The organism is Streptomyces longhuiensis, assembly GCF_020616555.1.
GTDB lineage: Bacteria > Actinomycetota > Actinomycetes > Streptomycetales > Streptomycetaceae > Streptomyces > Streptomyces longhuiensis.
In genome coordinates this window covers 6,194,488-6,221,389 of the sequence record NZ_CP085173.1, presented here as the reverse complement: position 1 = coordinate 6,221,389, position 26,902 = coordinate 6,194,488, and the positions used below count along the sequence as shown (strand labels likewise).

Below are 26,902 nucleotides of genomic sequence, written 5' to 3'. Positions count from 1 at the left end.
ACGGAGAATTCATGCGCACCAGACTCGTCTGTACGACCCTGCTCACGACCGGCGCCCTGCTCGCCGCGGCCGGTTGCGGCGGAAACAGCGACTCCTCGTCGGACACGGCCGCGAAGCCCCGCACGATCAAGGCGGTGGCGGGCTGTGGGACGACCGGCTGGACCGATCCGTCGGACCTGGCCGCCGACCGCGCACCCGCCCGCTGCGACAAGGGCGCCCCGGCCCCCGTGAAGCTCACGAAGACCCGCAAGCTCACCATCGCGACCGGCACCCTGAGCGCCGAGTACGTGGCCCCGCTCGAACTGGCCCTGCAGAAGGGTGAGTTCAAGAAGGAGGGTCTCGACGTCACCCTGAAGGTCCTGCCGACCCCGGACGCGCTCCCGCTGCTGGCCAAGGGGGACATCGACGCACAGTGGGCGGCGCCCGAGGCCGCGGTGATGAACGGCATCGACGGCGGCTTCGACATCAAGTGGGTCGCCGGGAACTTCTCCCCGGACCCGAAGTCCAAGAGCGGCATGTGGGTACGCCTGAAGAAGGGGCAGAGCCCGGACCACGTCCCGATGGCGGGACGCAGGCTCGGCACGATGATCGGCAAGGGCTCGGTCATCTCGTACCCCATGGACAAGGCGCTGAAGAAGCACGGCGGCGGCCTCGACAAGATCCAGTTCCAGCAGCTCGGCTCGGCCGACGTCCTGACCGCGCTCCAGAACGGCGGGGTCGACTCGGCCTGGCTGCTCGACCCGGTGTGGCGCAAGGTCGACGGCGACAAGCGGTACGCGTTCCTGGGCGGCCAGCCGCTCGGCGAGCCCCTCGGCGGTCTCCTGTTCGGCCCGAAGCTCCTCAAGGAGGACCCGGACGCCGGGGTCGCGCTCCTTCGCGCGTACATCCGCACGGTCAACACGTACTTCGCGGGCGACTACAAGAAGGACCCCGCGTTCGTCACCGCCCTCGCCGGGCTCCTGAAGACCGACAAGGCCGTACTGGAGTCCACGCCGTCCCTGCGGATGGACTGGGAGATCAGGGCGGGCACGACGGACCGGCTCCAGGCCGCGTACCGCGCGGCGGGCGTCTCCAAGGGCGACCCGCTGCCGGAGGACAAGGTCGTGGACCGGGCGCTGTACGGGGAGGCGGTGGGCCACAAGCCGTGAGCCGGGCCGGGGGCGCACCCGGCCGGAAACAGAGCTGAGGCCCGGAACCAATGGTTCCGGGCCTCAGGCCTTCAGTAGCGGGGACAGGATTTGAACCTGCGACCTCTGGGTTATGAGCCCAGCGAGCTACCGAGCTGCTCCACCCCGCGTCGGTGAACACGACTCTACGCGAACGCCCCCGACCAGCGCAAATCCCTTCCGGCGCCTGGCCTGCGCGGGTGAAAAGGGGTGGAAGAGGGGGCGGCGGGGGCCCGTCCGGACCCCCGCCGCCCCCTCACCTGCCTCCGCTACGCGGACAGCTCCGACCGCAGCGCGTCTCGCAGCCGCCCGGCCCGCTCGGACACCTCGGCCGGACCGAGCTCCACGGCCCGGTGCGCCCACCGCTGCCCCTCGACGAGGTCACCGCGGCGCGCGCACAGCAGCGCGAGCCGCAGAGCCGCGCGCCCGTGCCCGGCGTCGGCCGCGCGTGTCCACCACAGCGCGGCCTCCGGCTCGCTCCCCTCCCGGGCGAGCAGCAGCCCGAGGTTGAACGCGCCGTTGCGCGAGCCCGCCTCCGCGGCCTCGCGGTACCAGCGCGCCGCGCAGACGATGTCGCCCCGCGCCGCGGCCAGCATCCCGACGCGCACCTGCGCGCGCCGGTGCCCCTGCTCGGCGGCCCGCTCGTACCACTCCTCGCACTCGGCGCGCTCACTGACGCACTCGCCGAGCGCGGGTGGCCCGACCGGCGGCTGCCGCGCGTCGAGCACCGTGGCCAGGCGGTACGCGCCCTCCGCGCTGCCCCCGCCGGCGGCGCACCGCAGATGCCGCTCGGCGTCCCGCTCGTCGCCGTCCCGCAGCCGGGCGATCCCGGCCTGGAGCGCGGCCTCGGTGTGCCCGCCCGCCGCGGCCCGCTCGTACCACTGGAGGGCTGCGCCCTCGTCGTCCCGGCCGGCGTACAGGATGCCGAGGTTGAAGGCGGCGTCCACACTTCCCGCCTCGGCGGCCTTGGAGAACCACGGTTCGGCGCCCGCCGCGTCGCCGCCCTGGAGGAGCAGCACGGCCAGCGCGTTCGCCGCCTCGCGGTGGCCCGCGTACGCGGCACGCCGGTACCACTGGTCGGCCTGCGCGGTGCGGCCCTGTTCGGCGCAGAGCAGGCCGAGGTTGTACGCGCCGTTGATGTCGCCCGCGTCCATGGCCGCGCGGTACCAGCGCTCGGCGGTCTGGGTCTCGCCGCGCTGGGCGTGCAGGGCGCCGAGCGCGTTGGCCGCGTTGCCGTCGCCCTCCTGGGCGGCGCGCAGCCACCAGACCGCGGCACTCTCCTCGTCACCGGCGTCGCGCAGCAGGAAGCCGAGCGCGCAGGCGGCGCGGGGCTCGCCGTCCTTCGCGGAGTTCAGGTACCAGCGGCCGGCCTCCTTGAGCTCGCCGCGCTTCTCCAGGATCGCGCCGAGGTGCAGGGCGGCCCGGCGGTGTCCGCGCGCGGCGGCCTGCCGGTACCACTGCTCGGCCTCCGCGGCCGTGGGCAGCTTCCTGCGGGTGCCGGTCGCGGTCGCGTCGCCGGGGGTGTCGCTGTCGTCGGCGGGCGTGGGCGCACCACGGAGCGCTCCCTCGGGGCGCTCCTGTGCGGCGCGCCGGTCGAGGGTGCGGGCGAGCCGGTAGGCGGCCTCGCGGTGGCCGTGCTCGGCGGCGGCGCGCATCCAGCGTTCGGCGCCGACATCGCTGCGGTGTTCGAGGAGGTCGGCGAGCGCGTACGCACCGAGGGCGTGGCCCTGTTCGGCGGACTGCCGCAGCCAGTACTCGGCGGCCGGCTCGTCGCCGCGCTCGCGGTGGTGGCGGCCGAGCGCGTGCGCGGCGGGGGCGGATCCGGCGACGGCGGCGATGCGCCACCAGCCGGCGGCCTCGTCCGCGTATCCGCGCTGGTGCAGCAGGACACCGAGGTTGTTGGCGGCGGCGCGGTCGCCCGCGGCGGTGGCAGCGCGCAGCTGGGGCTCGGCTCCGTCGAGGTCACCGCGGCGCAGCAGCATGGCTCCGAGGACACTCATCGCCTCGACGTCGCCGGACTCGGCGGCCGGCCGATGGCGTGCTTCCTCGGCGGCCGCCCCGGGTTCCTCCCGGTCGGCCGGCTGCACAAACCGCCCTGTCTCCAACAGAGTTGCCTTGTCCCCCATAACGTCCATCGTCGCACCACCTGCAACCTGGGTACACCTGGTATACCGCAGCCAGTGAGGTCACTACAGCGTTTTGTCGACATGCCCACAGAGAGATAAGTGAAACACAAAAACCCCAACTACCCCCGGGAGAGGCACGCTTCGCACGTACGGACGGTTCCGCGCACACGACGAAGGCCCGGATCCTGAGAGATCAGGATCCGGGCCTTCGTCTTCAGTAGCGGGGACAGGATTTGAACCTGCGACCTCTGGGTTATGAGCCCAGCGAGCTACCGAGCTGCTCCACCCCGCGCCGTTGTGTTCAAACCGTACCACGGCGCGAGGTGGGTCTTCGCTCAGCTGCTCGAGTCCCCACTGTTCTTGTCGGTGCTCTGATCAGCGCTCTTGTCGCTGGACTTGTCTGCGGACTTGTCTGCGGACTTGTCTGCGCTCTTGCCGTCGCCGGCCGCCTTGTCGGCCGCGGACTGCGCCTTCTCGGCGCGCTGGAGGGCCTCCTCCAGCTTGTCCTGCGCGTCGGCGTAGGCGTGCAGGTCGCCCTTCTTCATGGCGGCCTGGCCCTCCTCGAAGGCCTTCTCCGCGTCCGCGAGGGCTTCCTTGACGGTGGAGTTCTCCGATGGCTTGGTGGTGTCGCCGCCAGGCTTCTCCGGCTCGGCCGGCTGCGCGCCGTCCACACCGAACGCCTGGTTCAGCGCGTCCCCGAGGTTGTCGGCGAATCCGGTTCTGTCGCCGTAGGAGACCGCGACCTTGCGCAGCAGCGGATACTCCGCGTTGCGCCCCTGTGCGTAGATCGGCTCGACGTACAGGAAGCCCTTGTCGAGTGGCACCGTCAGCAGATTGCCGTACAGGACCGTCGAGTCGGCGCCCTTCATGTCGCGGACGAAGTTCGCCACGGACGACAGGGAGTTGAGCTTGTTCTGCACCTGCTCCGGGCCGTAGACCTTGTCCTCGGTGACCCGCAGCAGTCTTATCGTGCCGTAGTCCTTGCTGGTGGCGTCGGCGTCGACCGCCATGAACGCGCGCAGGTTGGGGCGCCCGCTCGGGGTGAACGTCGTCGTCAGCGAGAACTGCTGGTCGCTCTGGCCCGGCATCTTCATGGACAGGTAGTACGGCGGGACCGCGCTGTTGTCCTTCTTCGTCGGGTCGTTCGGGACCTGCCACGCGTCGGACGCGTTGTAGAACTGGTCGGAGTCCGTGACGTGGTACAGGGACAACAGCTCGCGCTGCACCTTGAACATGTCCTGCGGGTACCGCAGATGGTCCTTGAGCTCCGTCGGGATCGCGCTCTTGGGCTGGACCGTGTTGGGGAACGCCTTCTTCCAGGTCTTGAGGACCGGGTCCTTGTCGTCCCACGTGTACAGCTTCACCGTGCCGTCGTAGGCGTCGACGGTGGCCTTCACCGAGTTGCGGATGTAGTTGACCTGGTTCTGCTGGGCCACCACCGCGCGCTGGTTGTCGCCCTCGTTGAGGGAGTCGGCCGTCGTGTCACCGAGCGTCGTACGGGACGCGTACGGGTATCCGTTCGACGTCGTGTACGCGTCGACGACCCACTGGATCTTGCCCTTGACGATCGCCGGGTACGCGTCGCCGTCGATGGTCAGCCAGGGGGCGACCGCCTCGACGCGCTCCTTGGGCGTGCGGTTGTACAGGATCTTCGAGCCGTCGCCGATGGCTCCCGAGTACAGGATCTGCGGCTCGCTGAAGGACACCGCGTACGCGGCGCGGGTGATCGGGTTGGAGAGTCCGACGCCGCCCTTGCCGCTGTAGCTCGTGGTCTTCTGGGTGCCGTCGTCCTGCTCGTAGTCGAGCTCCTTCTGGGGCCCGCCGACGATCGAGTACTGGCGCGTCTTCTCGCCGTAGTAGATCCGCTGCTGGTACGAGCCCAGGGTGCCGCCGGCGGGCAGGCCCGACTCGGTGAACAGGGGCGCGCCCGGGGAGTCCGGGTCGGTCTGCGTGCCCTTGGCCGCGACCGCTCCGAAGCCGTGCGTGTAGGTGAAGTGGTCGTTGATCCAGTTCCGCTTCTCGACGCCCGCGAGGTTGAGCTCGCGCAGGCCGATGACGGTGTCCTGGCCCTTGTAGCGGTCGACGTCGAGGGTCTTCGGGAACTGGTAGTACTTCCGCTCCTGCTCCAGCTGCTGGAACGTCGGCGAGACCACGTTCGGATCGTTGACCCGGTAGCTGGCCGCCGAGTCGGCGTCCGTGCGCTGCTTCTTGGAGTCCTTGACCGTGCCCTTGCCGGTGTAGTCCACCGGGGACACCCCGGCGATCCCGTACGCCTTGCGGGTCGCCTCGATGTTCTTCTCGATGTACGGGGCTTCCTTGGACTGCTCGTTCGGCTGCACCTGGAACTTCTGGACGATGGCCGGGTACAGGCCGCCGATGAGGATCGCGGAGAGCACCATCAGGCCGAAGCCGATGACAGGCAGCTGCCAGGTCCGCCGCCACAGGGTCGCGAAGAACAGCACGGCGCAGATCGCGGCGATGCAGAACAGGATGGTCTTGGCGGGCAGATACGCGTTCGCGTCGACGTACCGCAGGCCCGTCCAGTTGTCCGTGGCCTTGAAGTCGCTGGACTTCACCGCGAGCCCGTACCGGTCGAGCCAGTACGCGACCGCCTTGAGGGCCACGAACACGCCGAGCAGGACGGAGAGATGACCGGTGGCCGCGGCGGTGGCGCGCGCGCCCGGGCTGGTGATCCGCAGCCCGCCGTACAGGTAGTGGGTCAGCGCGGCCGCGATCAGGGAGAGGATCGTCGCCGCGAAGCCGAAGCCGAGCAGGAACCGGTACCACGGCAGGTCGAACGCGTAGAAGGCCACGTCGAGGTGGAACTGGGGGTCCTTCTGGTGGAACGGCACGCCGTTCACCCACATCAGCCACGTACGCCACTGGGTGGCGGCGGAGGCGCCCGCGATGAGGCCCACCAGCGCCGTGATGCCGACCAGCAGCCACTTCTTGTACGGCGCGATGCTCATGCGGTACCGGTCGAGGCTCTGCTGCTCCATCGACATCGCACTCAGCGGGGGCCGCAGCCGGTGGGCGAGCCAGACGTTCAGTCCGACGGCGATCGCCATCAGCAGTCCGAAGACGAAGAACAGCCCGATCTTCGTCCACAGGGTGGTCGTGAAGACGGACGAGTAGTTGACCGATCGGTACCAGAGCCAGTCGGTCCAGAACCCTGCGAACATGACGAACGCCATGCCCAGCACGGCAAGGACGCCGAGCGTCATGAGCAGGGAACGGACGCGCCGGGACGGTCGGCCCACTCTCATCCGTGGCCCCGTCGGGCCTCCGCCGCGGTCCGGCATCTGGAAAGCCAAGGTGCGCACCTCGAAAAGTTCGAAATCGATCGGTCAGGCCCCCGTGATCGCGGACCCATCACCTATGCAACTTACTCACGCTTTACTCAGTTCCCGGTTCCGGGTACTAACGAGGCAGGATTGTGACCATGTCCAACACTCCCATGGCAGCCAGCCCGCTCACCCGGGCCGTACTCGAGATCGACGAGTACGCCTCCGGCCTCGGCTGGGACCAGCCCGCCCGCCTCTTCGCCCTCGTCGACACCGCCCGTCTGCGGGCCCAGGAACCCGGCCTCGCGGCCCAGCTCGGCCTGGACGGCGAGCAGGAGGCCACGGCCTTCACCCCGATCGAGCAGGACGAGGTGCCCGCCGACAAGCCGCTCGACGAGTTCCTCGGCACCATCGCCTGGCCCGACCCGGTGGTCGGCTGCGCGCTGACGGTGGAGCGGCTGATGCTGCCGCCGTCCGCGGAGGCGTCCGTTCCGGAGGGTCTCGGTGAGGCGGAGCTCGCCCGGTGGGTGGCGAAGCACCCGGGCCGTCAGGAGGTCCGGATGACGGTCGCGGTCCTGCGGGACGGTGCGCGCGAGTCGGCGCTGCGCCTGCGCGAGAAGGACTCCCCCACCGAGGTCCTCACCGGGTCGGACCTGGTCCCGGGCCTGGCCGAGGCCCTCGCGGCGACGTTCGCGGAGTAGCACCCTCACTGCACGAAAGGGGGCGCCGCACGATGTGCGGCGCCCCCTTCATGAGCCTCTCGTCACCCCTTGACCGTGCACTTCGGCAGGTCGGCGGTGTTGCCCGAACGGATGTCCTTGAGGGCGTTCATCGCGTCGTCGATGGTGTTGACCTTGACGAGGGTGAGTCCGCCCGGGACGTCCTTGGCCGCCTCGGCGCAGTTGTCCTTCGGGGTCAGGAAGTAGCGCGCGCCCTTGCCGCGGGCGCCGACGGTCTTCATCTGGATGCCGCCGATCGGGCCGACCTTGCCGTCGTCGTCGATGGTGCCCGTGCCGGCCACGAACTTGCCACCGGTGAGGTCCTCGGGCGTCAGCTTGTCGACAATGCCGAGCGCGAACATCAGTCCGGCGCTGGGGCCGCCGACGTCGGCGAGCTTGATGTCGATGGCGAACGGGAACGTGTGATCGGTCCCGGCCTGGATGCCGACGATCGCGCGGCCGTCCTTGGCCTTCTGCGTGGTGACCGTGACGTTCCGCGTGCGGGTGGCCTGCTTGCCCTCCTTCTCGGCGGCGGCCGCGTCCTTGACGGGCACGATCGTGAAGGAGACGTCCTCGCCCGGCTTGTGCTTGGTGACGAGCTTCGCGACGTCGGCCGGCTTCTCGACCTCGGCGCCGTCGACGGCCTTGATCACGTCACCGGCGTGCAGCCGCCCCTCGGAGGGGCTGCCCTTGATGACCGACTGGACGATCACCCAGGACTTCACGGGGATCTTCAGCTCGTGCAGGGCGGCGACCTTGGCGCTCTCCTGGGACTGGCTGAACTCCTCGGCGTTCTCCTGCGAGGACTGCTGCTCGGTCTTGCCGTCGGGGTAGAGCGTGGCGTGCGGCACGACGATGCTGTCGTGCGCGAGCCAGCCGTAGACCGCCGAGACGAGGTTCATGTTGTAGTCGGCGCTCGTGACCCGGACCGTCGTCATGTTGAGGTGGCCGGTCGTCGGGTACGTCTTGCGGCCGGAGATCTGGAGCACCGGCTCGCCGTCGTGGTCCCCGAGCGTGTTGACCGTCGGTCCCGGGGTCATCTCCGCGTACGGAACTTTGATGAGCACTCCCGCGCAGAGCAGCGCGATCAGCATCAGGGTCGAGGCGAGCATCGTCGCGGTGCGGCGTGGCATGGAACGACAGTACGGGACCGGTCTGTCAGTGCACCGCTGGGGCGTCCGTCCGGGACTCGACGCCGGGCATCGAGCCGGCAGTCGGGCCGAGGGGATCCGTTTCCGTCCCGGCGTGCGTACGTTCCATGGCCTCGCGGAAGCGGGCGTACCCGTTGAGTTCCGACACGTCGCCTGTCTTGCGGTTCCGTGCGGCCCAGCTGCCCCACAGACCGGCGCCGACCGCCGCGACAAGCGGAATGAGCAGCCACAAGAGCGCAGCCATGCCGGACCTCCGACCCCATGAGCCACTACAACTGACTGATCAGCAGATTAACCATCCGCTGCGTCAACGCTCGCCGCAGGGGTGCAGTTACGCAACCGGAACCGCCCGTGTGGGCGAAGGCGGTGATCGTGGCCGGGGTCCGGGAGGTCAGCAGGCGCCGACCCACTCCTCGGTGCCGTCCGAGAACTTCTGGTGCTTCCAGATGGGCACCTCGTGCTTGAGATCGTCGATCAGCTTGCGGCAGGCCTCGAAGGCCTCCCCACGGTGCGGGCAGGACACGGCGACGACGACCGCGATGTCGCCGACCGCCAGATCGCCCACCCGGTGGACGGCCGCGAGCGCGCGCACCGGGAACTGGGCGACGACCTTCTCGGCGACGGTCCGCATCTCGGCCTCGGCGGAGGGGTGGCACGAGTACCCGAGCGCGTCGACGTCGGCGCCGCCGTCGTGATTGCGCACCGTCCCCACGAACAGTGCCGTACCGCCCGCCGCGTCCTCCCCGACGGCCCGGAACACCTCGTCCACGGACAAGGGCGTGTCTCGGATCGCGACGAGCCGGATGGGGTCCTGCGCCGACTGCTCTCCGGGGTGGTCGTTCGTGGTGCGTGCCATGAGGTCATCGTGCCGTACGCGGCCACCGGCACGGAATAGCGCTTTCCACCGGCACGCGCGCGTAGTGGGTTGGAGCCTCCTACAGAAAGAGCCGGTCCGGGAGCCGCCCGGGGCGGGCCGTCAGATCCTGCGCCTGGCCTTGCGGGCCCGGCGCACGACGGCGGCCGCGCCGAGCAGGGCGACGGTGGCCCCGGCCGCTCCGGCGGCGGTCGCGTCCTTGCGTCCGAGGCGGCGGCCCGCGACGGTGTGCCGTCCGGAGACCTCTTCGAGGAGTTCGGCGAGGACCTCCTCGTTGGTCCACTGGGGGCGCCATCCGGCGTCGTGCAGCCGGCTCACACTGACCACCCAGGGGTACATCGTGTACGCGAGGTCGCCGGCGGGGGACGGGGTGAGCCCGATCCGGTGAAGCCGGGCCGCGGCGCCCAGGGCGACCGCCGAGGGCAGCTCCATGCGGCGGATCCCGCTGAGTTCCTCGACCTCCTCCTGCTCCAGCCAGCCGTCGCAGCCGACGGCGAGTTCCCCTTCGACCTTCTCCAGGACGGCGTACTCGAGGGCGCTGCACAGGTCCTCGACGTGGCAGAACTGCCAGGCCGGCCGGGATCCCGCCACGACGAGGAGCCGCGGCGACTCGAAGTACCTGGTCAGGGCGGTGTCGGTGCCGCCGACGAGGGTGGCGGGGCGGACCACGGTCACATTGAGTCCGGGGTGGGCGCGCGGTGCGCGGCGGGCGAGCCGCTCGACCTCCAGCAGGTCGCCGACGCCGGTGGCCTCCGCGGTCGCCCGCAGTTCGGCGTCCTCGGAGAGCGGCAGTTCGTTGTCCTCGAGCGCTCCGTAGACCATCGCCGAGGTGCACAGGACGACACGGTGGACGCCGGCGGCGGCCGCGGCGGTGAGCACCGTCTGGGTGCCGCGCACGTTGTACGCCGTACGGGCGGCGGGGTCGGTCTCCAGGTCGAGGTCGAGCGCGAGGTGCACGACGACGTCCGCGCCGCGCAGCTTCTCGGCGATCGCCGGGTCGCGCACGTCAAGGATGTGCCAGGTCGCGGACGCGCACTCGCCGCGCCGCTCGTCGATGGCCAGGACCTGCTTGATCTCGTCGGATGCGGCGAGGCGCGCGGTCAGGAGCGCGCCCACGCCGGAGGCGGCACCGGTGACCGCGACGACGGGGCCGCGCCCCCCGGAACTGGTCGAAGGGTTTCGCGCTGCGCGAACCTGTGGATCTGGGGAACTCACCGGGCGTCTCCAGCGGTTGTATTCAGTACGTACGTGTATGACGCGTACGTACCAGGAGGCATCCATCCTGCCGCAGGCCATGAGTCGGCGGAGCACCGAGGCCCGATCGCGCCACGGTGTCTACGCTGGGTGTGTAGTCGGGCAAACGCCGCCGGGACAGAACCGGTGGCCTTACCAGCCGAGGAATCCCGTGAGTGACACCCCATTCGGATTCGGCCTTCCGCCGGAGGAGCCGGACGACGGCGACGAGGGCAAGAAGAAGGATCAGCAGGGCGGTGGCGGTCAGGGCCCTGCCAACCCCTTCGGTTTCGGAGGGCTGCCCGGCGCGGGCGGCGGGGACAACCCGTTCGCCGCGATGTTCGGTTCCCTGAACCCCAATGACCTGGGAGCCGCCTTCCAGCAGCTCGGCCAGATGCTCTCGTACGAGGGCGGCCCGGTGAACTGGGAGATGGCCAAGGACATCGCCCGTCAGACGGTCTCCCAGGGCACCGCCGACGGCACCAAGGACGCGAGTGTCGGCCCCGCCGAGCGCTCGCAGGTCGAGGAGGCCGTTCGCCTCGCCGACCTGTGGCTCGACGACGCGACGTCGCTGCCGTCGGGCGCCGGGTCCGCGGTGGCGTGGAGCCGCGCCGAGTGGGTCGAGGCGACCCTCCCGGTGTGGAAGGAACTCGTCGACCCGGTCGCCGAGCGTGTCGGCCTGGCCATGGGCGACGTCCTTCCCGAGGAGATGCAGGCCATGGCCGGCCCGCTCATCGGGATGATGCGCTCCATGGGCGGCGCCATGTTCGGCTCGCAGATCGGGCAGGCCGTGGGCGTCCTCGCGGGCGAGGTCGTCGGCTCGACCGACATCGGTCTGCCGCTCGGCCCGGCCGGCAAGGCGGCGCTCCTGCCGGTGAACATCGAGGCGTTCGGCAAGGACCTCGGCATCCCCAAGGAGGAGGTGCGGCTCTACCTGGCGCTGCGCGAGGCCGCCCACCAGCGGCTCTTCTCCCACGTGCCGTGGCTGCGCTCGCACCTGTTCGGCGCGGTCGAGGGGTACGCGCGCGGTATCAAGGTCGACACGGCCAAGCTGGAGGACGCGGTCGGCCAGCTCGACCCGCAGAACCCGGAGCAGCTGCAGGAGGCCCTTCAGCAGGGCATGTTCCAGCCGGAGGACACTCCGGAGCAGAAGGCCGCCCTGGCCCGCCTGGAGACCGCTCTCGCGCTCGTCGAGGGCTGGGTCGACGCCGTGGTCCACGCGGCCGCGAAGCCGCGCCTGTCGTCGGCCGACGCGCTCCGTGAGACGCTGCGCCGCCGCCGGGCGACCGGTGGCCCCGCGGAGCAGACGTTCGCCACGCTGATCGGCCTGGAGCTGCGTCCGCGCCGTCTGCGGGACGCCTCGCGGCTGTGGGCCTCGCTGACGGACGCGCGCGGTGTGGACGGGCGCGACGGTCTGTGGGCGCACCCGGACATGCTGCCTACGGCCTCGGACCTCGACGACCCGGACGGCTTCGTGCACCGCGAGCAGCTGGACTTCTCCGAGATCGACAAGATGCTCGGCGAGGCGGCGCGCGGCGGCCTGGACAAGCCGAACCTCTCCAAGGAGGACGACTCCAAGGGCGACGGTCCCGCGGACGGCTCCGAGCGCGACTCCAAGGACGACGAGGGCCAGTGACACTGCACGACGACGCGGTCCTCGTACTGAAGGCCTACGAGGGCCAGCCGGAGCTGCGCCAGGCGTACCTGGACCACCTCTCGGCCCATCCCGAGGACGGCATGTGGAAGGCCTGCACGGACGGGCATCTGACGGCGAGCGCGCTGGTCGTCGACCCGTCCCGCGGGCGAGTGCTGCTGACGCTGCACAAGAAGCTCCAGATGTGGCTGCAGATGGGCGGCCACTGCGAGCCGGGTGACCTGACGCTCGCCGACGCCGCGCTGCGGGAGGCGACCGAGGAGTCCGGCATCCCTGGGCTCACGCTCCTGCCGGGCGGCCCCGTGCGGCTCGACCGGCATCCCATCCCGGGACCGTGCACGCGGCATCTCGACACGCAGTACGCGGCTCTCGCTCCCGCCGACGCGGTGGCCGCCATCAGTGACGAGTCGCTCGATCTGCGCTGGTTCCCGTACGACCAGGTCGCGGACGTGGCGGACGAGTCCGTCGTGCGCCTGGTGGAGGCGACGCGCGCCCGACTGTGAGCGGGCATGTGTAAGGGGCGGCCACCGCGGTGGCCGCCCCTTACACATGCCACATGCCTCATGGCCGTCCCTCGCGGTCAGCTCCAGACGTTGCCCTGGTTCTGGCCGCGGGCGCCCTGCTGCCCCATGCCGTACTGGGCGCCGAGGCCCTGGCCGATCACCGCGTTCTGCGGGGGCAGCAGCTCGCTGGGCTGCACGAGGGCGTAGCCCTGGCCCATGAAGCTGAGCTCCCAGCCCTCGCCCGTGTTGCCGCGGCGCCGCCACACTCCCGAGGAGTGCGTCTGGGCCTGCATCTGCACGCGCAGGCCGTTGGACCAGGCGACGATCGCGTCCGCGTCGGCGTTGACGTAACGGTCCGGGGTGACCTGGAGCATCAGCGGCTGCCCGGACGTCATCAGGGCGACCTTGCCTCGCCCGGTGATGTTGAGCTGGTACTTGCCGGAGCCGGAGATGCCGTACTGGCTGTCGACGGCGACGACCTGGTGGCTGAGCGAGGAGTCGAGCGCGAGGACGTAACTGCTGTCCACGGTCAGACCGTCCTGCTCGACCTCCACCACGTGGATGTACTGGGCCAGGTTGGCGAGGTAGACGGTGCCCTGCCCGTGGCAGCGCATCAGGTCGAGGCCCTCACCGGTGTTGGCGCGGGCGCGCCGCTGACCGGAGGTCTGGATCTCGCCGTCGAACTCGACAAGCCCCTGGTAGGCGACCATGGCGCCCTTGCGGGCGAGGATGTCGTCGTGGCCCTCCAGAGTGACCCGCAGCATCTGCGGGTTCTGGACGGCGTAGCGCTCCTGGGTCTGCTGCTCGGAGTGCGCGAAAAGCGGGCTCTGCATGGTGTTCCGTTCCCCCTCAGCCCCGGACTCGGAGGCGGTCGGTGCTGTCCTCACTGGGCTGTACGACGACGATGCCTTCCCCGGAGAAGCCCATCTGGTAGGCCTCGCCGCTGCCGCGCCCGATGAGCGAGCCGGCCTTGAAGCTGCGCTTGCCCTTCACCTTGAGGTTCGGGGACCAGGCGATCAGCGCGTCCGGGTCGACGTACGTCTCGTCCTCGCCGCGGCCGCAGTCGACGACGATGGGGGTACCCCGGGACGTGAGGGCGACGTAGCCCTGCCCGGAGATCTTGATGTTCCACAGGCCCTGGCCGGCGAACTTGGCGAGGCCCTTGACGCGCTCGACACCCCACTGGAGGTGCGCGTCGAACGCGAGCAGGTTCGTGCCGTTCACCGAGATCGAGTCGCCACCGAGGTTGATGACGACGATCTCGGCGCCGTAGTCGGCGAGGTAGAGGATGCCGTCTCCGGTGGCCTTCATCAGGGGCGCGCCCTCGCCGGTGATCCAGTCGCGGGCGATCTGGCGGACGGCGGGCGGGTTGGGCTCGTACTGGACGAACCCTTCGTAGGCGACCATCGAGCCCACGCGCGCGAGGAGGTCGTTGCCGGTCTGCATGGCGACCTTGAGCATGTTGGTGCCGTGGTTCTCCATACGGGCGGCTACCGGGGTCGGGGCGTAGCCCGCGAGCGGCTGGTTCATGACGGGCTCCCTCAGACCTCGAACGGCTGGACGACGATGAAGTTCCCTGGCGCACCCCGGAACTGGAGGTTCACGCTCTCCCCGCTGTGCCCCGGGTAGGCGTTGTAGCGCATGCGCACCTGGCTGGACACGATCGCCTGCGCGGCGGCCGACCAGGCGACGACCGCGTTGCAGTCGGCGAACGTCGTCGGCGTCACGGGCAGCACGACAGGCGTGCCGTGCGTCTTGACGACGACCGTGCCCGTGCCCTGGAACTGCATGACGAACAGGGCGCCGCCGGGAATGCCGTGCCCCTCGATCCTGCGCACCTCGTGCTGGAGGCTCTCGTCGAACGCCAGCACGTTCTCCGCGGATACGCAGATCGCGTCGCCCTGGAGCTCGATGGGGTGCAGATGTGTGGCCTCTTCCGCGAGGAAGACCTGGCCGCGGCCGGTGCAGCGCATCAGCTGCATCTCCTGGCCGGTCGCGTTGCCCACGATCCGGCCGGCGAAGCCCGCGCCCTTGTAGCTGAACTCGACCTTGCCCTGGTAGAGCACCATGCTGCCCTGACGGGCAAGCACCGGCTGGTCGCTGGCGCCGAGGTCGACGCGGATCAGCTTCTTGTTCTGCAGGGTCCACCGCTGACCGGTGGGCGCCTCGCGGAACGCCGCGAGCGCGGCGGCGACACCGGGGGCACCTCCGCCCTGCGGCACACCCTGAGGTGCCCCGTACGGCGACGGAGCGCCCTGCTGGCCGGGGAACTGACCGGGCGGCTGCTGCCCGTAGCCGGGAGGCGGCGTCGGCTGACCGTAGCCCGGGGGCGGGGTCGGCGCCTGGGGCTGCTGCCCGTAGCCGGGAGGCGCGGTCGGCTGCCCGTAGCCGGGGGGCGGGGGCGCGGTCTGACCCGGGACCTGTCCGATGGGCGGCGCGTGCGGGGTGGGCGCGGCCGGCGGCTGCATGGTGCCGGGCGGTGTGGCCAGCGGCGCGATGATCGTCGGCGCGGCGTGCACCGACGGCGGGGCCGGGGCGGGCGCGGGCGGCGGGGTGGCTCCCTGCGGCGGCGCGTAGCCCTGCTGGGCGGGCTGCGGGGCCGGAGCGGGCGTCGCGGGCGCACCGAACGCGGGTGGCGCCGTGGCCTGTGCGGGCGGCGCGAACGACGGCGCAGCGGACTGCTGCGGCGGCGCAGCAGCGGGCTCCTCCTCGGCGACCTCACCGCCGAAGTTCTTCAGCAGCGCGTCGAGTCCACCGTCGAACCCCTGCCCGACGGCCGCGAACCGCCAGACGTCCTTCAGGTAGAAGTCGCCCAGCATGACGGCACGTTCGGTCGAGAACTCCGTGCCGTTGAACGAATAGCGGGCGACTTCTTCGCCGCCCGCGACGATCCGTACGTATCCGGGGGCGATCTGCGACATCTGTCCCGCGCCGTCGATCGTCGCGGTGAACGAGAGCTTCTGGATGTTCGCCGGGATCCGGTCGAGGGTGACGCGGAAGGATTCGCTGTCGCCGGCCTGCGCGCCGAGAAGCTGAATCGACTCCTCGGGCGATTTCGGCTGGTTGAAGAAGACGAAATACCGGTCGTCCGAGAGCCGTTCGTCGGCGTCAAGACCGAAGCAGCTGATGTCGAAGGTCAGCCCGGGCCCCGTGATCTGCACGCCTACGTACAGATCGGTACCCGCGGTGAGGTCACTGATCCTGGCCTTGTGGCCGCGTTGGAATTCCCTGGCCATACGTAACGACCGTCCCCCATCCCGAAGGTGAATACGTCGCGTCAGGCTAACCGCTAACGCTGACAGCGGCGGCAGCCGGTACAGCCCTGGTACACAACGGGCACGTGACGGGCGGAATCAGCGAAGGGGCGACGGACGGTCAGGCCCGGACGTTCGCTCCTTCACGGTCGCTCCTGTGCGGTCACTCTTCGCGAGCGGCCGGCAGGTGCGGCAACCGGTCGGCCGCGACGACACCCTCGAGATAGCCCCGCGCCCGCTCCGTGCGCGGATACGCCTCGAGGAGACGCCAGAACCGCGGCCCGTGCCCCGGCACCAGCAGATGCGCCAACTCGTGTACGAGTACGTAGTCGACGACGTACTCCGGCATGCCCTGCAGCCGGTGCGACAGCCGGATGCTGCCCTCGGACGGCGTGCACGACCCCCAACGCGTGTTCTGATTCGTCACCCAGCGCACGGACGTGGGGCGGGCCCGGCCCTCGAAGCACTGCTCGGACAGCCGCTCCGCCCTCTCGGCGAGCTCCGCGTCCCCCAGGACCCGCTTGCTCTCCTGCGCGGCCAACTTGTCGAGCATGACGTTGACCCAGCGCTTCTCCTCGGCCTCCGACATGCGGGCCGGAATGAGGACGACGGTCCGGTCACCCTCGCGATACGCGGAGACCGTCCGGCGCCGCCGGGCGCTCCTGCGGACCTCCACCGCGCTCGCCCTCGGGCCGCTCGGCGGCGGGCTGGTCGTGCTGCGCTGCGTGTTCGTGGCACGGTGCAGTGGGTCGGCGGGCACGCCCCGACGTTACCCGCTGCACATAGGGGAAGTCCCGCCTCCGGGAGTCTTCGGTGCGGCCCCGCGCCCCTCCCGCGCGATTTATACGACTAACACCCACCCCCTGTGGATAACTTTTCACACGGATTCCCCCCGCCGTGCATCCTGGCAATCGACCGAGCCGCCATCCGAATTCCGGACCACGGTCAAGTCACCAACTTCACCAGGTTCACCAGGTTCACCAACCTCATCAACTTGACCACCAGAGCGAGAACACAGGCACATCACGGGGGAACAGATGGGCACTTCACCGCCGCCGGCCATCCATCCGACAGCCATGCATCCGATCCTGAAACCGGCGCTGCGCCGCGGCTGGCGCGACCTCAATACCGTCCAGTTCGGCGTCGCACCCGCTCACGCCGTCGTACTCGGCCCGGTCGACACCGCGACCGGCACCTTCCTCACCCTCCTCGACGGAACCCGCGGCGTGGCCCTTCTGCGCGAGGAAGGCCGCCGGATGGGACTGCCCGACGGTCATGTCGACGCCCTGCTCCAACGGCTGACCAGGGCCGGTCTGCTCGACGACGCCACCGGCGGCGGCCCGGCATTCGAGGCGCTCCGCAAACGCCAAGGAGTCCTCGACCGTCTCCGTCCCGACCTCGCCGCTCTCACCGTCCTGTCCCCCGAACCAGCCTCGGGGGCAGAGAAGTTGGCGGCCCGCCGCAGCATGCGGATCCAGGTCCGGGGAACCGGCCGCGTCGGGACCGTCATCGCGTCCGTCCTGTCCGCCGCCGGCGTCGGCCACGTCGACGTGCGCGACGGAGGCTGCGTCGAACCGTGGGACGTCGCCCCGGGCGGACTCCCCGTCGAATCCGTCGGAGAACGCCGCGACACGGCCGCGTACCGAGCCGTGCGCAAGGCTGCCCCCGACCGCCCACCCCGCCCCGACCGCCGCTCCGGCCCGCCCCCGTCCCAAGCCCAGCCCCAATCCCCCTCGGAGATCCGAGCCCTGCCCCCAGCCGAGGAACCGGCCCTCTCCCTCGTGATCATCGCCCCGCGCGACGGTCTGTCCGCCCACACCCCAGACCCTCTGGCCGCAGAAGAACTCATCGCCTCGGGCACGCCCCACCTCTACGCCGGAGTGGTCGAGGCCACCGGAGTCGTGGGCCCCTTGGTACTGCCCGGCGGCACCGCCTGCGCCGGCTGCCTCTCACTGGACCGCACGGACCGCGACCCGACCTGGCCCCGGCTGCTCGCCCAATGGCGTTCCGGGCGTCAACTCCAGGTACCCGCATGCGACCTGGCCCTAGCCACGGCCGTCGCCGGACTCACGGCAGCACACGCACTGGCCTTCCTCGACGGCGAACTGCCGTCCAGCACCGGCGCGCGATGGGAGGCGTCCGCTCCCGGACTCGACTGGCACGCCCGCCCGGTATGGGCGCATCCGGACTGCTCATGCGGAGCAAGTGGGAGAAGTAAGGGGGAGCAGACCTCCGAGGGTGGAGAGCAGCACGACACAATGGCCGGGTAACCGCCACTGGCGGCACGGCAGGCTGGGACTTGGAGGGGCGCATGTCTGATCTTCCCCGGAAGGCGGTAACCCGTACCGCCAAACTGGCCGCGCTGCCACTCGGCTTCGCCGGGCGCGCGACCTGGGGCCTCGGCAAACGCATCGGCGGGAAGTCGGCCGAGATCGTCGGGCGGGAACTGCAACAGCGCACGGCGGACCAGCTCTTCAAGGTTCTCGGTGAGCTCAAGGGCGGAGCCATGAAGTTCGGGCAGGCCATGTCCGTCTTCGAATCCGCCCTCCCCGAAGAGGTCGCGGGCCCGTACCGCGCCGCGCTGACCAAACTCCAGGAAGCCGCACCCCCGATGCCCACCAGGACGGTCCACGCCGTCCTCGCGGAACGGCTCGGCGACGACTGGCTGGAGAACTTCCTGGAGTTCGACGACAAGCCCGCGGCCGCCGCATCGATAGGGCAGGTCCACCGCGCCATCTGGCACGACGGCCGCGAGGTCGCCGTCAAGGTGCAGTACCCGGGAGCCGGCGAGGCCCTGCTCTCCGACCTGAACCAACTCGGCCGCTTCGCCCGCCTCCTCGGCCCCCTGATCCCCGGCATGGACATCAAGCCGCTCATCACAGAACTGCGCGACCGGGTGTCCGAGGAACTCGACTACGGACTGGAGGCACAGGCCCAGCGGGCCTGCGCCGAAGAGTTCGCCGACGATCCCGATGTGCACGTACCCGGCGTGGTGCACCAGTGCGACCAGGTCCTCGTCACCGAATGGATAGACGGAACACCGCTCTCCGAGGTGATCATCGACGGCACCGACGAACAACGGGACCGGGCAGGACAGCTCCTCGCCCGCTTCCTGTTCTCGGGCCCGGCCCGCACCAGCCTGCTCCACGCCGATCCGCACCCGGGAAACTTCCGGCTGCTGCCCGACGGAAAGAACGGCTGGCGACTGGGAGTCCTCGACTTCGGCACCGTGGACCGGCTCCCCGGCGGCCTCCCCGAAACCATAGGCACCTCACTGCGTATGACTCTGGCGGGCAACGCCGAAGCGGTCTACGAACTGCTGCGCACAGAGGGCTTCGTCAAGGAGACGATCGACCTCGAACCCGACGCGGTGCTCGAGTACCTGCTGCCGATCATCGAGCCGGCCCTGGTCGACGAGTTCACCTTCACCCGCGGCTGGATGCGCAGCCAGGCCGCACGCATCGCCGACCTCCGCTCCCCCGCCCACCAACTCGGCAAGCAGCTGAACCTGCCGCCCGCCTACCTCCTGATACATCGCGTGACCCTCAGCACCATCGGAGTCCTGTGCCAACTCGGCGCGACGGTACGGCTACGGGACGAACTGGAGACGTGGCTACCGGGTTTCCTGGCGACGGACGAGGAGCCGGTTGACGAGACGGCAGGCGCCACGGCTCACGGCACGATCGAGGGCGCGACCGGCAGCACGACCGATGGCACGGTGGAGGGCACGGCCGTCGCTGTGGTCGAGGGCGCGGCCGTCGGCACGGCTGTCGGCACGGTCGAAGACATAGCCGCGGAAGCAGCCGCGAGCGCGGGGACAACCGAGGGCGCCTCGGCTGCTGAGGCGTGATCGAAAATTGGGGGTGGGGTGGGGAGGGGGCGGGGGCCGGGGGGGGGAAGCCCCCCCAAGGAATGTCCCGCCGAAGCTCACCACCACTCCGAATCGAGCCGCCCCTCGATAGCCCGCAGGTTCTCTCGGGCGCAGCGGTCGCAGTAGTGCCGGCCGGTTCCGTTCTCCACTGAGTAGGTCCAGGTCGGCGGGGAGCCCTGGGCGGTGGTGCCGCAGAGGGCGCACACGATGGTGCCGGGTTCGGGCTCGGGTCGCTGCGCTGAGTCGCCGTCAGGATGAGACGTCACGTGGTGACGATATCTCCGTCTTACGAGGGTGCGGCGTAACGCACCGCGGGGGCCGATCCGTTGTGGATCGGCCCCCGCGGGGTGGGTCACTGCATGACCGCCATGGCGAGCGCGCGGCGGGCGCGCAGTGATGCGCGCTCGGCGCGGCGCTGCATCCGGCGGGCCGTTGCCAGGCGCAGTGCGCGGCGTTCGGCCTCGGCGGAGCGCAGCTGCTCGTGCATATGCGCACGAGCCAGCGCTTCTGGGATGAGTTGCATCTCTCGGGTCCTGTTCTGGCGCGAGTCGTTCGCGTCGGTGGTGGTGAAGTCTGGGGTCGCAGAGCCGGTGGGCTCGCTGGTGGACGGCTTCATCGGGGCCTGCTTCTGGGGGTCGTGCGTCAGGGGGCGGTCGATCGTTCCTCGTGCGTTCATGCCGCGACCGGGTTCTTGCGCGGGCGGCCACGCGGCCGCTTCCGGGCTACGACGACGCCCTGGACGAACAGCTCGCCACCCCAGACGCCCCAGGGCTCACGCCGCTCCTTGGCGCCGGCGAGGCAGGCCTCGACGAGCGGGCAGGTGCGGCAGAGGGACTTGGCGTACTCGACGTCCGCCGGCGACTCCGCGAAGAAGACCTCGGGGTCGTAGGCACGGCAAGGGACGGGTACGCCGAGGTTCTCGATGGCATCGTCGAGCGCGGTGAGCGTAGTCAGGGGGTTCAAGGTGGAGTCCTCCGTGAGACCGGGCGGGGGGAGAGTGTCTGAAGGCGGTACTGACGGGGCGTGCGCTTCGAGTTGCACGGTGTTGTCTTCCTCGTCTGGTCGTTCCGGCCTGTGGGCCGGATGGCGGTGGTACCGGGTCTTTTCTTGTCCCGAGGCCCCTTCGTTCTGTTGTCCCGTGCGGGCAAAACAGAAGGGCCGCGGATCCCGGGTGGGGTTCCGCGGCCCTGAAGGCGCCGGCCTGATCGAAGATCAGGCTGGATCACTCCAGGGTTCGAGCCCACGGAAGGCCCACATCGTGTGGTGGTGCGTCGTCTGCTTCCGGGATCCGGCACCGGCCGCCGCAAAGGCATAGGCCTGGGCCTGTGCCGTTGCTACTGCTTCCGGTGCCTTGGTCGGTCGCTCATTGCCCTCGCGGACCGGAAGGTCGGCGAGAGACAGGAAGGACTCCGGACGGGCGGCGGGGATGCCGGACGCACCGGTGCCCAGGTTCGAGAAACCGAGCAGGCAGGAAGCGACGACCGAGCGATCGGTCATTTTGGCGGTGCTGATGAAGCTGGCGTTGATGCTGATCACTGGAATTCGCCTCCTCTCGGCGTCTCTGGGACCGGTGTGAACCGGTCCGACGGCTTTAGTACAACACGGAACCAGGGCCTCGGAGAAGAGGCGCTGTTCCCGTGCTTAAGAACCTATGGGGATTGCTGGGGCATGCGCAAACTATTTTTTCGACGAGTTTGCATCAGTCGTCCTCGTCGACTCCTCCAACGCCCGTATCTGGGGCCCCACCTGCGCAGATGGTGAGCACGTCGGTGCCGAACCGGTTGAGCTTGCGCATGCCGACGCCGGGGATCCGGGCGAGTTGGGCCGCGTCCTCGGGCATGGCTTCGGCGATGGCGACGAGGGTCTTGTCGGTGAAGACGCAGAAGGCGGGCTGTCCGAGCTGTTGTGCCTGGTCGGCGCGCCAGTCGCGGAGTCGCTCGTAGAGGCCCTCGTCCATGTCGGAGGGGCAGTCCTCGCAGCGCATGAGTTTCATCTCGCCGGCGTCGGTGAGGGTGCGTCCGCAGACGTGGCAGCGGGCGACGGTTCGGGGGGTGCGGCGTCGGACGGGTCCGGTGGTGGTGCGGGGCGTCGTCGGCGTGCCGTGTTCGATGCCGCCTTGTCCGGTGCTCGTGGTGCGGGCCGTGGCTCCTGAGGTGCCTGGCCGGATGCCGTCGAGGAAGCGGCTGGGGCGGCGGTTGGGGCGGCCGCCGGGTGAGCGGGAGAGGGCCCAGGACAGGCTGAGGTGGTGGCGGGCCCGGGTGACGCCGACGTAGAGGAGGCGGCGTTCTTCCTCGATCTGTTCGTCGGTCTTGGCGTACGTGATCGGCATCATGCCTTCGGCGAGGCCGACGAGGAAGACGGCGTCCCATTCGAGGCCCTTGGCGGCGTGCAGGGAGGCCAGGGTGACGCCTTCGACGGTGGGTGCGTGCTGGGCGGCTGCGCGTTCGTCGAGTTCGGTGACGAGGTCGGTGAGGGTGGCGGTGGGTTTGGCGCGGGCGAAGTCCTCGGCGAGGCGTACGAGGGCGGCGAGGGATTCCCAGCGTTCGCGGACGGCTCCGGAGCCGTCGGGGGGTTGGCTGGTCCAGCCTTCGCCGGAGAGGACGGCGCGGACCTGGGAGGGGAGGTCGACGGCTTCGTCGAGGAGGGAGTCGTTGTTTCCGAAGCGGGCGGCGCTGCGGAGGGCGTGGCCGGCTTTGCGTACTTCCGCGCGTTCGAAGAAGCGTTCCGCGCCGCGGAGCTGGTAGGGGATGCCGGCGTCGGCGAGGGCTTGCTCGTAGATCTCGGACTGTCCGTTGGTGCGGAACAGGATGGCGATCTCGCCGGCGGAGACGCCGTTGTCGATGAGGGCGCGGATGCGGCGGGCGGTGCCTTCGGCTTCGGTCGGTTCGTCGGCGTAGTCCGTGTAGGCGGGTTCTGGTCCTCGGTCCCGTTGGGAGATGAGTTCGAGGCGGTGTTCGGCGGCGCGGCCTCGGGCGTGGGAGAGGAGGGTGTTGGCGAGGTGGACTACCTGGGGGGTGGAGCGGTAGTCGCGGACGAGTTTGACGACGGTGGCGTTGGGGTGGCGGGTGCGGAAGTTGAGGAGGTGGTCGGGGGTGGCGCCGGTGAAGGAGTAGATGGTCTGGCTGGCGTCGCCGACGACGCAGAGGTTGTCGCGGTCGCCGAGCCAGAGTTCGAGGAGTCGCTGTTGGAGGGGGCTGACGTCCTGGTATTCGTCGACCACGAAGTGCTGGTACTGGGAGCGGACCTGGTCGGCGATGTCGTGGCGGTCCTGGAGGATGCCGACGGTGAGCAGGAGGACGTCTTCGAAGTCGATGAGGGTGCGGTCGCGCTTGAGCGTTTCGTAGGCGGCGTAGATCTGGGCGGTCTCGGCGTTGTTGCGGGGGGTGAGGCGTCCGGTTTTGGCGGCTGCTGCGGCGTAGTCGGCGGGGACGGTCTGGGTGACTTTGGACCACTCGATTTCGGCCGTGACGTCGCGGAGCTCGCCGCGCTCGAGGCGGATGCGGCAGGCGGCGGCCGCGTCGGCGACGAGTTGGATCTTGCGGTCGACGATGCGGGGCAGCTCGCCGCCGACTGCTTTCGGCCAGAAGAACTGGAGCTGGCGCAGGGCCGCGGCGTGGAAGGTGCGGGCCTGGACTCCGCCGGCGCCGAGATGGCGGAGGCGGCCGCGCATTTCGCCTGCTGCGCGGTTGGTGAAGGTGACGGCGAGGATGCTGTTGGGCTGGAGGATGCCGGAGCGGACGCCATAGGCGATGCGGTGGGTGATGGCGCGGGTCTTGCCTGTGCCCGCGCCGGCGAGGACGCACACCGGTCCGTGCAGGGCGGTGGCGACGGCGCGCTGTTCGGGGTCGAGCCCGTCGAGCACCGCGTCGGCCGTGTCCGGAACCTGCGGGAAGAGGGTGGAGTGCGTTGCTGCTGTCACCCCGCCATGCTGCCAGGTCGGTGGGGGCGGGTGCGTCGCGTTGTCCACAGGGGGCGGGTGCAGTCGTATTAATGCGGTGCGTGTCACGTCTGCGGGTGTGATGGGCGTCATGCGTGGGTGGTGGTGGGGGCTCGGGCGGGTTCGGGAATGGTGGCCGGGTCGCTTACGTTCGACTCAGTGCGAACGAGCATTCCGAGCCGTGAAGGAGCATGAGGAACATGCCGGGGACTGTGACGATGTACAGCACGACGTGGTGCGGCTACTGCCGTCGGCTGAAGGGCCAGATGGACCGCGAGGGCATCGAGTACAACGAGGTCAACATCGAGCACGACCCGGATTCGGCGGCGTTCGTCGAGAAGGCGAACGGCGGAAACCAGACGGTTCCGACGGTTCAGATCGTTCCGGCGAACGGTGGGGCTGAGGTCGTCATGACGAACCCGAGCCTTGCGCAGGTCAAGCAGGCGCTCGCCGGCGCCGCCTGATCGCTCCTTCATACAGACTGGCCCCCGCTTCGGCGGGGGTCTTCTGCGTTCCTGGGTTCCTGGTCACTTGGCGTTGCCGCGCTCGAGACCGAGCGCTTGGGGCTCACAGTCCCCTTCAGCTCGGTCATCCCGCGTCCAAGCGGATGCCCTGCCCGACCTGACCGGGGTGGGGCGCCCAGTCAGGCCAGTCAGGTCAGGTCAGGGCGGGGCGGGGTTATACGGCGTCGCCGGGCTTGGGGAGGGGCTTGCCGTACCAGAGCTCGATGAGGCGGGCCGCGATCGAGATTCCGTACGGGGGCATGACCTCGCCGGACTCGAATGCGGCGCGCAGGTCTTCGCGGGAGAACCAGCGGGCTTCGTGGATTTCTTCGCCGTCGACGTTGATCTCGGACGAGGTGGCGCGGGCCATGAAGCCGAGCATGAGGCTGGAGGGGAACGGCCAGGGCTGGCTGGCGACGTACTCGACGTCGGGGCCGACGACGACTCCGGCTTCCTCGAAGACTTCGCGGCGTACGGACTGCTCGATGGACTCTCCGGGTTCGACGAAGCCGGCGAGGGTGGAGAAGCGGCCTTCGGGCCAGTGGACCTGGCGGCCGAGGAGTGCGCGGTCCTCGTCGTCCGTGACGAGCATGATCACTGCGGGGTCGGTGCGGGGGTAGTGCTCGGCTCCGCAGGCCTGGCAGCGGCGGATGTGGCCCGCGGCGGCGATGACGGTGCGTTCGCCGCAGCGGGAGCAGAAGCGGTGCAGTCGCTGCCAGTTCTCGAGGGCGACGGCGTGCACCATGAGGCCGGCGTCCCTGGGGGACAGGAGGAGTCCGGCTTCGCGCAGGCCGGCGGGGCGCGCGGACTGGTCGATGCGGCCGGGGAGGGTGTCCTTCTGGAGCGCGAAGTAGCTGACGCCGTCGTCGTCGGTGCCCAGGAAGTAGCGGTGGGCTTCGGTGAGGGGCGCTTCGAAGGACGGGGTCATGACCAGTTCGGTGGCGCCGTCCGGCGTCTCGTCGATGAGGACCTGTCCGCCGGAGACCACGAAGACGCGGGTGGTGGGGTGGCTCCAGGCTGCGGCGAGCCAGGCCTCGTCGAGGCGGTGGTGTGCGGCGCGGTCGATGCCGCTGGGTGCGGAGAGCGAGAGCGGACGGTCGGCTGTGCGGTCGGTCCAGGTGGTCACGGGTGCTTCCAACTCCCCCGATGGAATGGGTGTTTCGGCGGGACGGTTCGGCTGGGCGGGTGCGGGGTGTGGCGGGTGGGCTGGCTCAGTGTGCATCGCGCCAGTTCTCCGCGAGGTCGCCCCACAGGTGGGCGGCTGTTTCGACGCCCTTTTTGAGGAGGTCGAGTTCGACTTTCTCGTTGGGGGCGTGCCAGCCGTCGGAGGGGACGGAGATGCCGAGGAAGAGGACGGGTGCGTCGAGGACGTCCTGGAGGTCGGCGGCGGGGCCGGAGCCTCCTTCGCGCGTGAAGCGGATCTTCTGGTCGAAGGCGAGGTGCATGGCGCGGACGACCGACTGGAGGGCGGGGTGGTCGAGGGGGGTGAGGCAGGGGCGGGTGGCGGCGCCGAAGGTGATGGTGTGGCGGATGCCGGCGGGGAGCTGTTGGGCGACCCAGTCGGTGACGGCCTTTTCCACGTGATCGGGGTCCTGTCCGGCGACGAGGCGGAAGGACAGCTTCAGCGTGGCTGAGGAGGGGACGATGGTTTTGCCGCCGGGGCCTTGGTAGCCGCCTCCGATGCCGTTGACCTCGGCGGTGGGGCGGGCCCAGATCCGTTCGAGGGTGGTGTGGCCGGCCTCGCCGTGGGTGGCGTGCGACTTGGCGGTGCGCAGCCATTGGGCTTCGTCGAAGGGGAGCTCGGCGAAGAGTTCTCGTTCGCGGTCGGTGAGGGGGGTGATGCCGTCGTAGAAGCCGGGGACGGCCACGCGCGCGTGGTCGTCGTGGAGGGCTGCGACGAGGCGGGCGGCGGCGGTGGCGGGGTTGGGTACGGCGCCGCCGAAGGATCCGGAGTGGATGTCCTGGTCGGGGCCGTGGAGTTCGATCTCGCAGTCGGCGAGGCCGCGCATTCCGGTGCAGACGGTGGGGGTGTCCTCGGACCACATGCCGGTGTCGGAGACGATCACGGCGTCCGCGGTGAGGCGGTCCCTGTGCTGCTCGACGAGGGCGCGGAAGTGGGGGGAGCCGGATTCCTCTTCGCCCTCCACGAGGAGCTTGAGGTGGACGGCGGGGGTGGTGCGGCCGGTGGCGGCGAGGTGGGCGCGGACTCCGAGTGTGTGGAAGAACACCTGTCCCTTGTCGTCGGCTGCTCCGCGCGCGTGGAGACGGTTTCCGATGACGACGGGTTCGAAGGGGTCGGTGTTCCAGCCGTCCTCGCGGGCCGCGGGCTGGACGTCGTGGTGCCCGTAGACGAGGACGGTGGGGGCGTGCGGGTCGTCGGAGGGCCAGTCGGCGAAGACGGCGGGGGCGCCGGGTGTCTCCCAGACCTCGGTGGTCGGGAAGCCGGTCTCCCGGAGTTTCGCGGCAAGCCAGTCGGCGCTGCGGCGTACGTCGGGTGCGTGGTCGGGCTGGGCCGACACGGACGGGATGCGGAGCCACTCGGCGAGGTCCTGGAGGAACGCGTCGTGGTGGGTCTCGATGTACGCACGGACGGTGCTGACGGCGTTGTCAACGGGCTTGCTCATGGT

General features: G+C 70.2%; 23 protein-coding genes, 2 tRNA genes and 1 pseudogene. 7 read left to right on the top strand and 19 right to left on the bottom strand.

The window, feature by feature from the left end; genetic code table 11:
* Positions 1-11: 11 nt before the first annotated feature.
* Positions 12-1,148 (top strand): ABC transporter substrate-binding protein, encoded by a 1,137-nt coding sequence (locus LGI35_RS28775; RefSeq protein WP_227297129.1) that lies wholly within the window; start codon positions 12-14, stop codon positions 1,146-1,148.
* A 75-nt stretch (positions 1,149-1,223) separates the two neighbouring features.
* Here the strand turns inward: LGI35_RS28775 and LGI35_RS28770 are convergent.
* From LGI35_RS28770 to LGI35_RS28755, 4 genes are all read right to left on the bottom strand, one after another.
* Positions 1,224-1,297 (bottom strand) — tRNA-Met (locus LGI35_RS28770).
* A gap of 138 nt (positions 1,298-1,435) precedes the next feature.
* Entirely contained in the window at positions 1,436-3,301 is a 1,866-nt protein-coding gene (locus tag LGI35_RS28765) for a tetratricopeptide repeat protein (RefSeq protein WP_227297128.1), read from the bottom strand.
* Positions 3,302-3,510: 209 nt separating this feature from the next.
* Positions 3,511-3,584: transfer RNA gene (locus LGI35_RS28760), tRNA-Met, on the bottom strand.
* A 43-nt stretch (positions 3,585-3,627) separates the two neighbouring features.
* Entirely contained in the window at positions 3,628-6,594 is a 2,967-nt protein-coding gene (locus LGI35_RS28755) for a UPF0182 family membrane protein (protein ID WP_227300562.1), read from the bottom strand.
* A 140-nt stretch (positions 6,595-6,734) separates the two neighbouring features.
* Between LGI35_RS28755 and LGI35_RS28750 the strand changes: the two genes are divergently transcribed.
* A complete protein-coding gene (locus tag LGI35_RS28750) occupies positions 6,735-7,277 on the top strand; it encodes a PPA1309 family protein (RefSeq protein WP_227297127.1) in 543 nt (180 codons plus the stop codon).
* A gap of 62 nt (positions 7,278-7,339) precedes the next feature.
* Here the strand turns inward: LGI35_RS28750 and LGI35_RS28745 are convergent, their stop codons facing one another.
* The 4 genes from LGI35_RS28745 to LGI35_RS28730 all read right to left on the bottom strand — a co-directional run bounded on the left by LGI35_RS28745 (position 7,340) and on the right by LGI35_RS28730 (position 10,535).
* On the bottom strand, positions 7,340-8,428 hold the full coding sequence (locus tag LGI35_RS28745) for a YlbL family protein (protein WP_227297126.1): 1,089 nt from the start codon (positions 8,426-8,428) through the stop codon (positions 7,340-7,342).
* Between the two features lie 25 nt (positions 8,429-8,453).
* Entirely contained in the window at positions 8,454-8,690 is a 237-nt protein-coding gene (locus LGI35_RS28740; RefSeq protein WP_227297125.1) for a hypothetical protein, read from the bottom strand.
* Positions 8,691-8,837: 147 nt separating this feature from the next.
* Positions 8,838-9,302, bottom strand: a complete 465-nt coding sequence (locus LGI35_RS28735; RefSeq protein ID WP_227297124.1) for a molybdenum cofactor biosynthesis protein MoaE — start codon at positions 9,300-9,302, stop codon at positions 8,838-8,840.
* 120 nt (positions 9,303-9,422) lie between these two features.
* Positions 9,423-10,535 carry an SDR family oxidoreductase gene (locus tag LGI35_RS28730; protein WP_227297123.1) on the bottom strand — a complete coding sequence of 371 codons (1,113 nt, stop codon included), beginning with the start codon at positions 10,533-10,535 and terminating at the stop codon, positions 9,423-9,425.
* A gap of 190 nt (positions 10,536-10,725) precedes the next feature.
* On the opposite strand from LGI35_RS28730, the gene LGI35_RS28725 reads away from it, so the two are divergent.
* Both LGI35_RS28725 and LGI35_RS28720 read left to right on the top strand, forming a co-directional pair.
* Positions 10,726-12,189 (top strand): zinc-dependent metalloprotease, encoded by a 1,464-nt coding sequence (locus tag LGI35_RS28725; RefSeq protein ID WP_227297122.1) that lies wholly within the window; start codon positions 10,726-10,728, stop codon positions 12,187-12,189.
* Positions 12,186-12,710 carry an NUDIX hydrolase gene (locus tag LGI35_RS28720; RefSeq protein WP_227297121.1) on the top strand — a complete coding sequence of 175 codons (525 nt, stop codon included), beginning with the start codon at positions 12,186-12,188 and terminating at the stop codon, positions 12,708-12,710. The genes LGI35_RS28725 and LGI35_RS28720 overlap by 4 nt, the downstream gene beginning before the upstream one ends.
* Before the next feature lie 77 nt (positions 12,711-12,787).
* Here LGI35_RS28720 and LGI35_RS28715 read toward each other — a convergent pair whose 3' ends face one another.
* The 4 genes from LGI35_RS28715 to LGI35_RS28700 form a co-directional block, all read right to left on the bottom strand.
* Entirely contained in the window at positions 12,788-13,543 is a 756-nt protein-coding gene (locus tag LGI35_RS28715; protein ID WP_227297120.1) for an AIM24 family protein, read from the bottom strand.
* A 16-nt stretch (positions 13,544-13,559) separates the two neighbouring features.
* Complete coding sequence (locus LGI35_RS28710) at positions 13,560-14,240, bottom strand: AIM24 family protein (protein ID WP_227297119.1); 681 nt, start codon at positions 14,238-14,240, stop codon at positions 13,560-13,562.
* An 11-nt stretch (positions 14,241-14,251) separates the two neighbouring features.
* Positions 14,252-15,946, bottom strand: a complete 1,695-nt coding sequence (locus LGI35_RS28705; RefSeq protein ID WP_227297118.1) for a TerD family protein — start codon at positions 15,944-15,946, stop codon at positions 14,252-14,254.
* 181 nt (positions 15,947-16,127) lie between these two features.
* A complete protein-coding gene (locus LGI35_RS28700; RefSeq protein ID WP_116510229.1) occupies positions 16,128-16,724 on the bottom strand; it encodes a M48 metallopeptidase family protein in 597 nt (198 codons plus the stop codon).
* Positions 16,725-17,040: 316 nt separating this feature from the next.
* On the opposite strand from LGI35_RS28700, the gene LGI35_RS28695 reads away from it, so the two are divergent.
* Positions 17,041-18,234: a ThiF family adenylyltransferase gene (locus LGI35_RS28695; protein WP_227297117.1), complete on the top strand. Its 1,194-nt coding sequence runs from the start codon at positions 17,041-17,043 to the stop codon at positions 18,232-18,234.
* A 41-nt stretch (positions 18,235-18,275) separates the two neighbouring features.
* Positions 18,276-19,622: pseudogene (locus LGI35_RS28690) on the top strand (ABC1 kinase family protein); the annotation flags it as partial.
* 269 nt (positions 19,623-19,891) lie between these two features.
* On the opposite strand, the gene LGI35_RS28685 reads toward LGI35_RS28690, so the two are convergent.
* The 5 genes from LGI35_RS28685 to LGI35_RS28665 form a co-directional block, all read right to left on the bottom strand.
* Positions 19,892-20,101, bottom strand: coding sequence for a hypothetical protein (locus tag LGI35_RS28685; RefSeq protein ID WP_227300775.1), 210 nt, complete (start codon positions 20,099-20,101; stop codon positions 19,892-19,894).
* A gap of 86 nt (positions 20,102-20,187) precedes the next feature.
* On the bottom strand, positions 20,188-20,511 hold the full coding sequence (locus LGI35_RS28680) for a hypothetical protein (RefSeq protein WP_116510236.1): 324 nt from the start codon (positions 20,509-20,511) through the stop codon (positions 20,188-20,190).
* Positions 20,508-20,876, bottom strand: a complete 369-nt coding sequence (locus tag LGI35_RS28675) for a WhiB family transcriptional regulator (RefSeq protein WP_227297115.1) — start codon at positions 20,874-20,876, stop codon at positions 20,508-20,510. Before LGI35_RS28675 ends, LGI35_RS28680 begins: the two co-directional genes overlap by 4 nt.
* 171 nt (positions 20,877-21,047) lie before the next feature.
* On the bottom strand, positions 21,048-21,371 hold the full coding sequence (locus LGI35_RS28670; RefSeq protein ID WP_227297114.1) for a hypothetical protein: 324 nt from the start codon (positions 21,369-21,371) through the stop codon (positions 21,048-21,050).
* Between the two features lie 163 nt (positions 21,372-21,534).
* Positions 21,535-23,754 (bottom strand): ATP-dependent DNA helicase UvrD2, encoded by a 2,220-nt coding sequence (locus LGI35_RS28665; RefSeq protein WP_227297113.1) that lies wholly within the window; start codon positions 23,752-23,754, stop codon positions 21,535-21,537.
* 218 nt (positions 23,755-23,972) lie between these two features.
* On the opposite strand from LGI35_RS28665, the gene LGI35_RS28660 reads away from it, so the two are divergent.
* On the top strand, positions 23,973-24,236 hold the full coding sequence (locus LGI35_RS28660; protein ID WP_227297112.1) for a mycoredoxin: 264 nt from the start codon (positions 23,973-23,975) through the stop codon (positions 24,234-24,236).
* A gap of 214 nt (positions 24,237-24,450) precedes the next feature.
* Here LGI35_RS28660 and nudC read toward each other — a convergent pair whose 3' ends face one another.
* Together nudC and LGI35_RS28650 are read right to left on the bottom strand one after the other, a co-directional pair.
* Positions 24,451-25,401 (bottom strand): NAD(+) diphosphatase, encoded by a 951-nt coding sequence (nudC, locus tag LGI35_RS28655; protein ID WP_165914633.1) that lies wholly within the window; start codon positions 25,399-25,401, stop codon positions 24,451-24,453.
* A gap of 85 nt (positions 25,402-25,486) precedes the next feature.
* A complete protein-coding gene (locus tag LGI35_RS28650; protein WP_227297111.1) occupies positions 25,487-26,899 on the bottom strand; it encodes a dipeptidase in 1,413 nt (470 codons plus the stop codon).
* Between the last annotated feature and the right edge of the window lie 3 nt (positions 26,900-26,902).

What these genes read in the sequence shown, in the direction of transcription:
- LGI35_RS28775 (WP_227297129.1), top strand. Translation starts at nt 12, where the DNA reads ATGCGCACCAGACTCGTCTGTACGACCCTGCTCACGACCGGCGCCCTG.
- LGI35_RS28765 (WP_227297128.1), bottom strand. Translation starts at nt 3,301, where the DNA reads ATGGACGTTATGGGGGACAAGGCAACTCTGTTGGAGACAGGGCGGTTT.
- LGI35_RS28755 (WP_227300562.1), bottom strand. Translation starts at nt 6,594, where the DNA reads ATGCCGGACCGCGGCGGAGGCCCGACGGGGCCACGGATGAGAGTGGGC.
- LGI35_RS28750 (WP_227297127.1), top strand. Translation starts at nt 6,735, where the DNA reads ATGTCCAACACTCCCATGGCAGCCAGCCCGCTCACCCGGGCCGTACTC.
- LGI35_RS28745 (WP_227297126.1), bottom strand. Translation starts at nt 8,428, where the DNA reads ATGCCACGCCGCACCGCGACGATGCTCGCCTCGACCCTGATGCTGATC.
- LGI35_RS28740 (WP_227297125.1), bottom strand. Translation starts at nt 8,690, where the DNA reads ATGGCTGCGCTCTTGTGGCTGCTCATTCCGCTTGTCGCGGCGGTCGGC.
- LGI35_RS28735 (WP_227297124.1), bottom strand. Translation starts at nt 9,302, where the DNA reads ATGGCACGCACCACGAACGACCACCCCGGAGAGCAGTCGGCGCAGGAC.
- LGI35_RS28715 (WP_227297120.1), bottom strand. Translation starts at nt 13,543, where the DNA reads ATGCAGAGCCCGCTTTTCGCGCACTCCGAGCAGCAGACCCAGGAGCGC.
- LGI35_RS28710 (WP_227297119.1), bottom strand. Translation starts at nt 14,240, where the DNA reads ATGAACCAGCCGCTCGCGGGCTACGCCCCGACCCCGGTAGCCGCCCGT.
- LGI35_RS28705 (WP_227297118.1), bottom strand. Translation starts at nt 15,946, where the DNA reads ATGGCCAGGGAATTCCAACGCGGCCACAAGGCCAGGATCAGTGACCTC.
- LGI35_RS28695 (WP_227297117.1), top strand. Translation starts at nt 17,041, where the DNA reads ATGCATCCGATCCTGAAACCGGCGCTGCGCCGCGGCTGGCGCGACCTC.
- LGI35_RS28680 (WP_116510236.1), bottom strand. Translation starts at nt 20,511, where the DNA reads ATGAACGCACGAGGAACGATCGACCGCCCCCTGACGCACGACCCCCAG.
- LGI35_RS28660 (WP_227297112.1), top strand. Translation starts at nt 23,973, where the DNA reads ATGCCGGGGACTGTGACGATGTACAGCACGACGTGGTGCGGCTACTGC.
- LGI35_RS28650 (WP_227297111.1), bottom strand. Translation starts at nt 26,899, where the DNA reads ATGAGCAAGCCCGTTGACAACGCCGTCAGCACCGTCCGTGCGTACATC.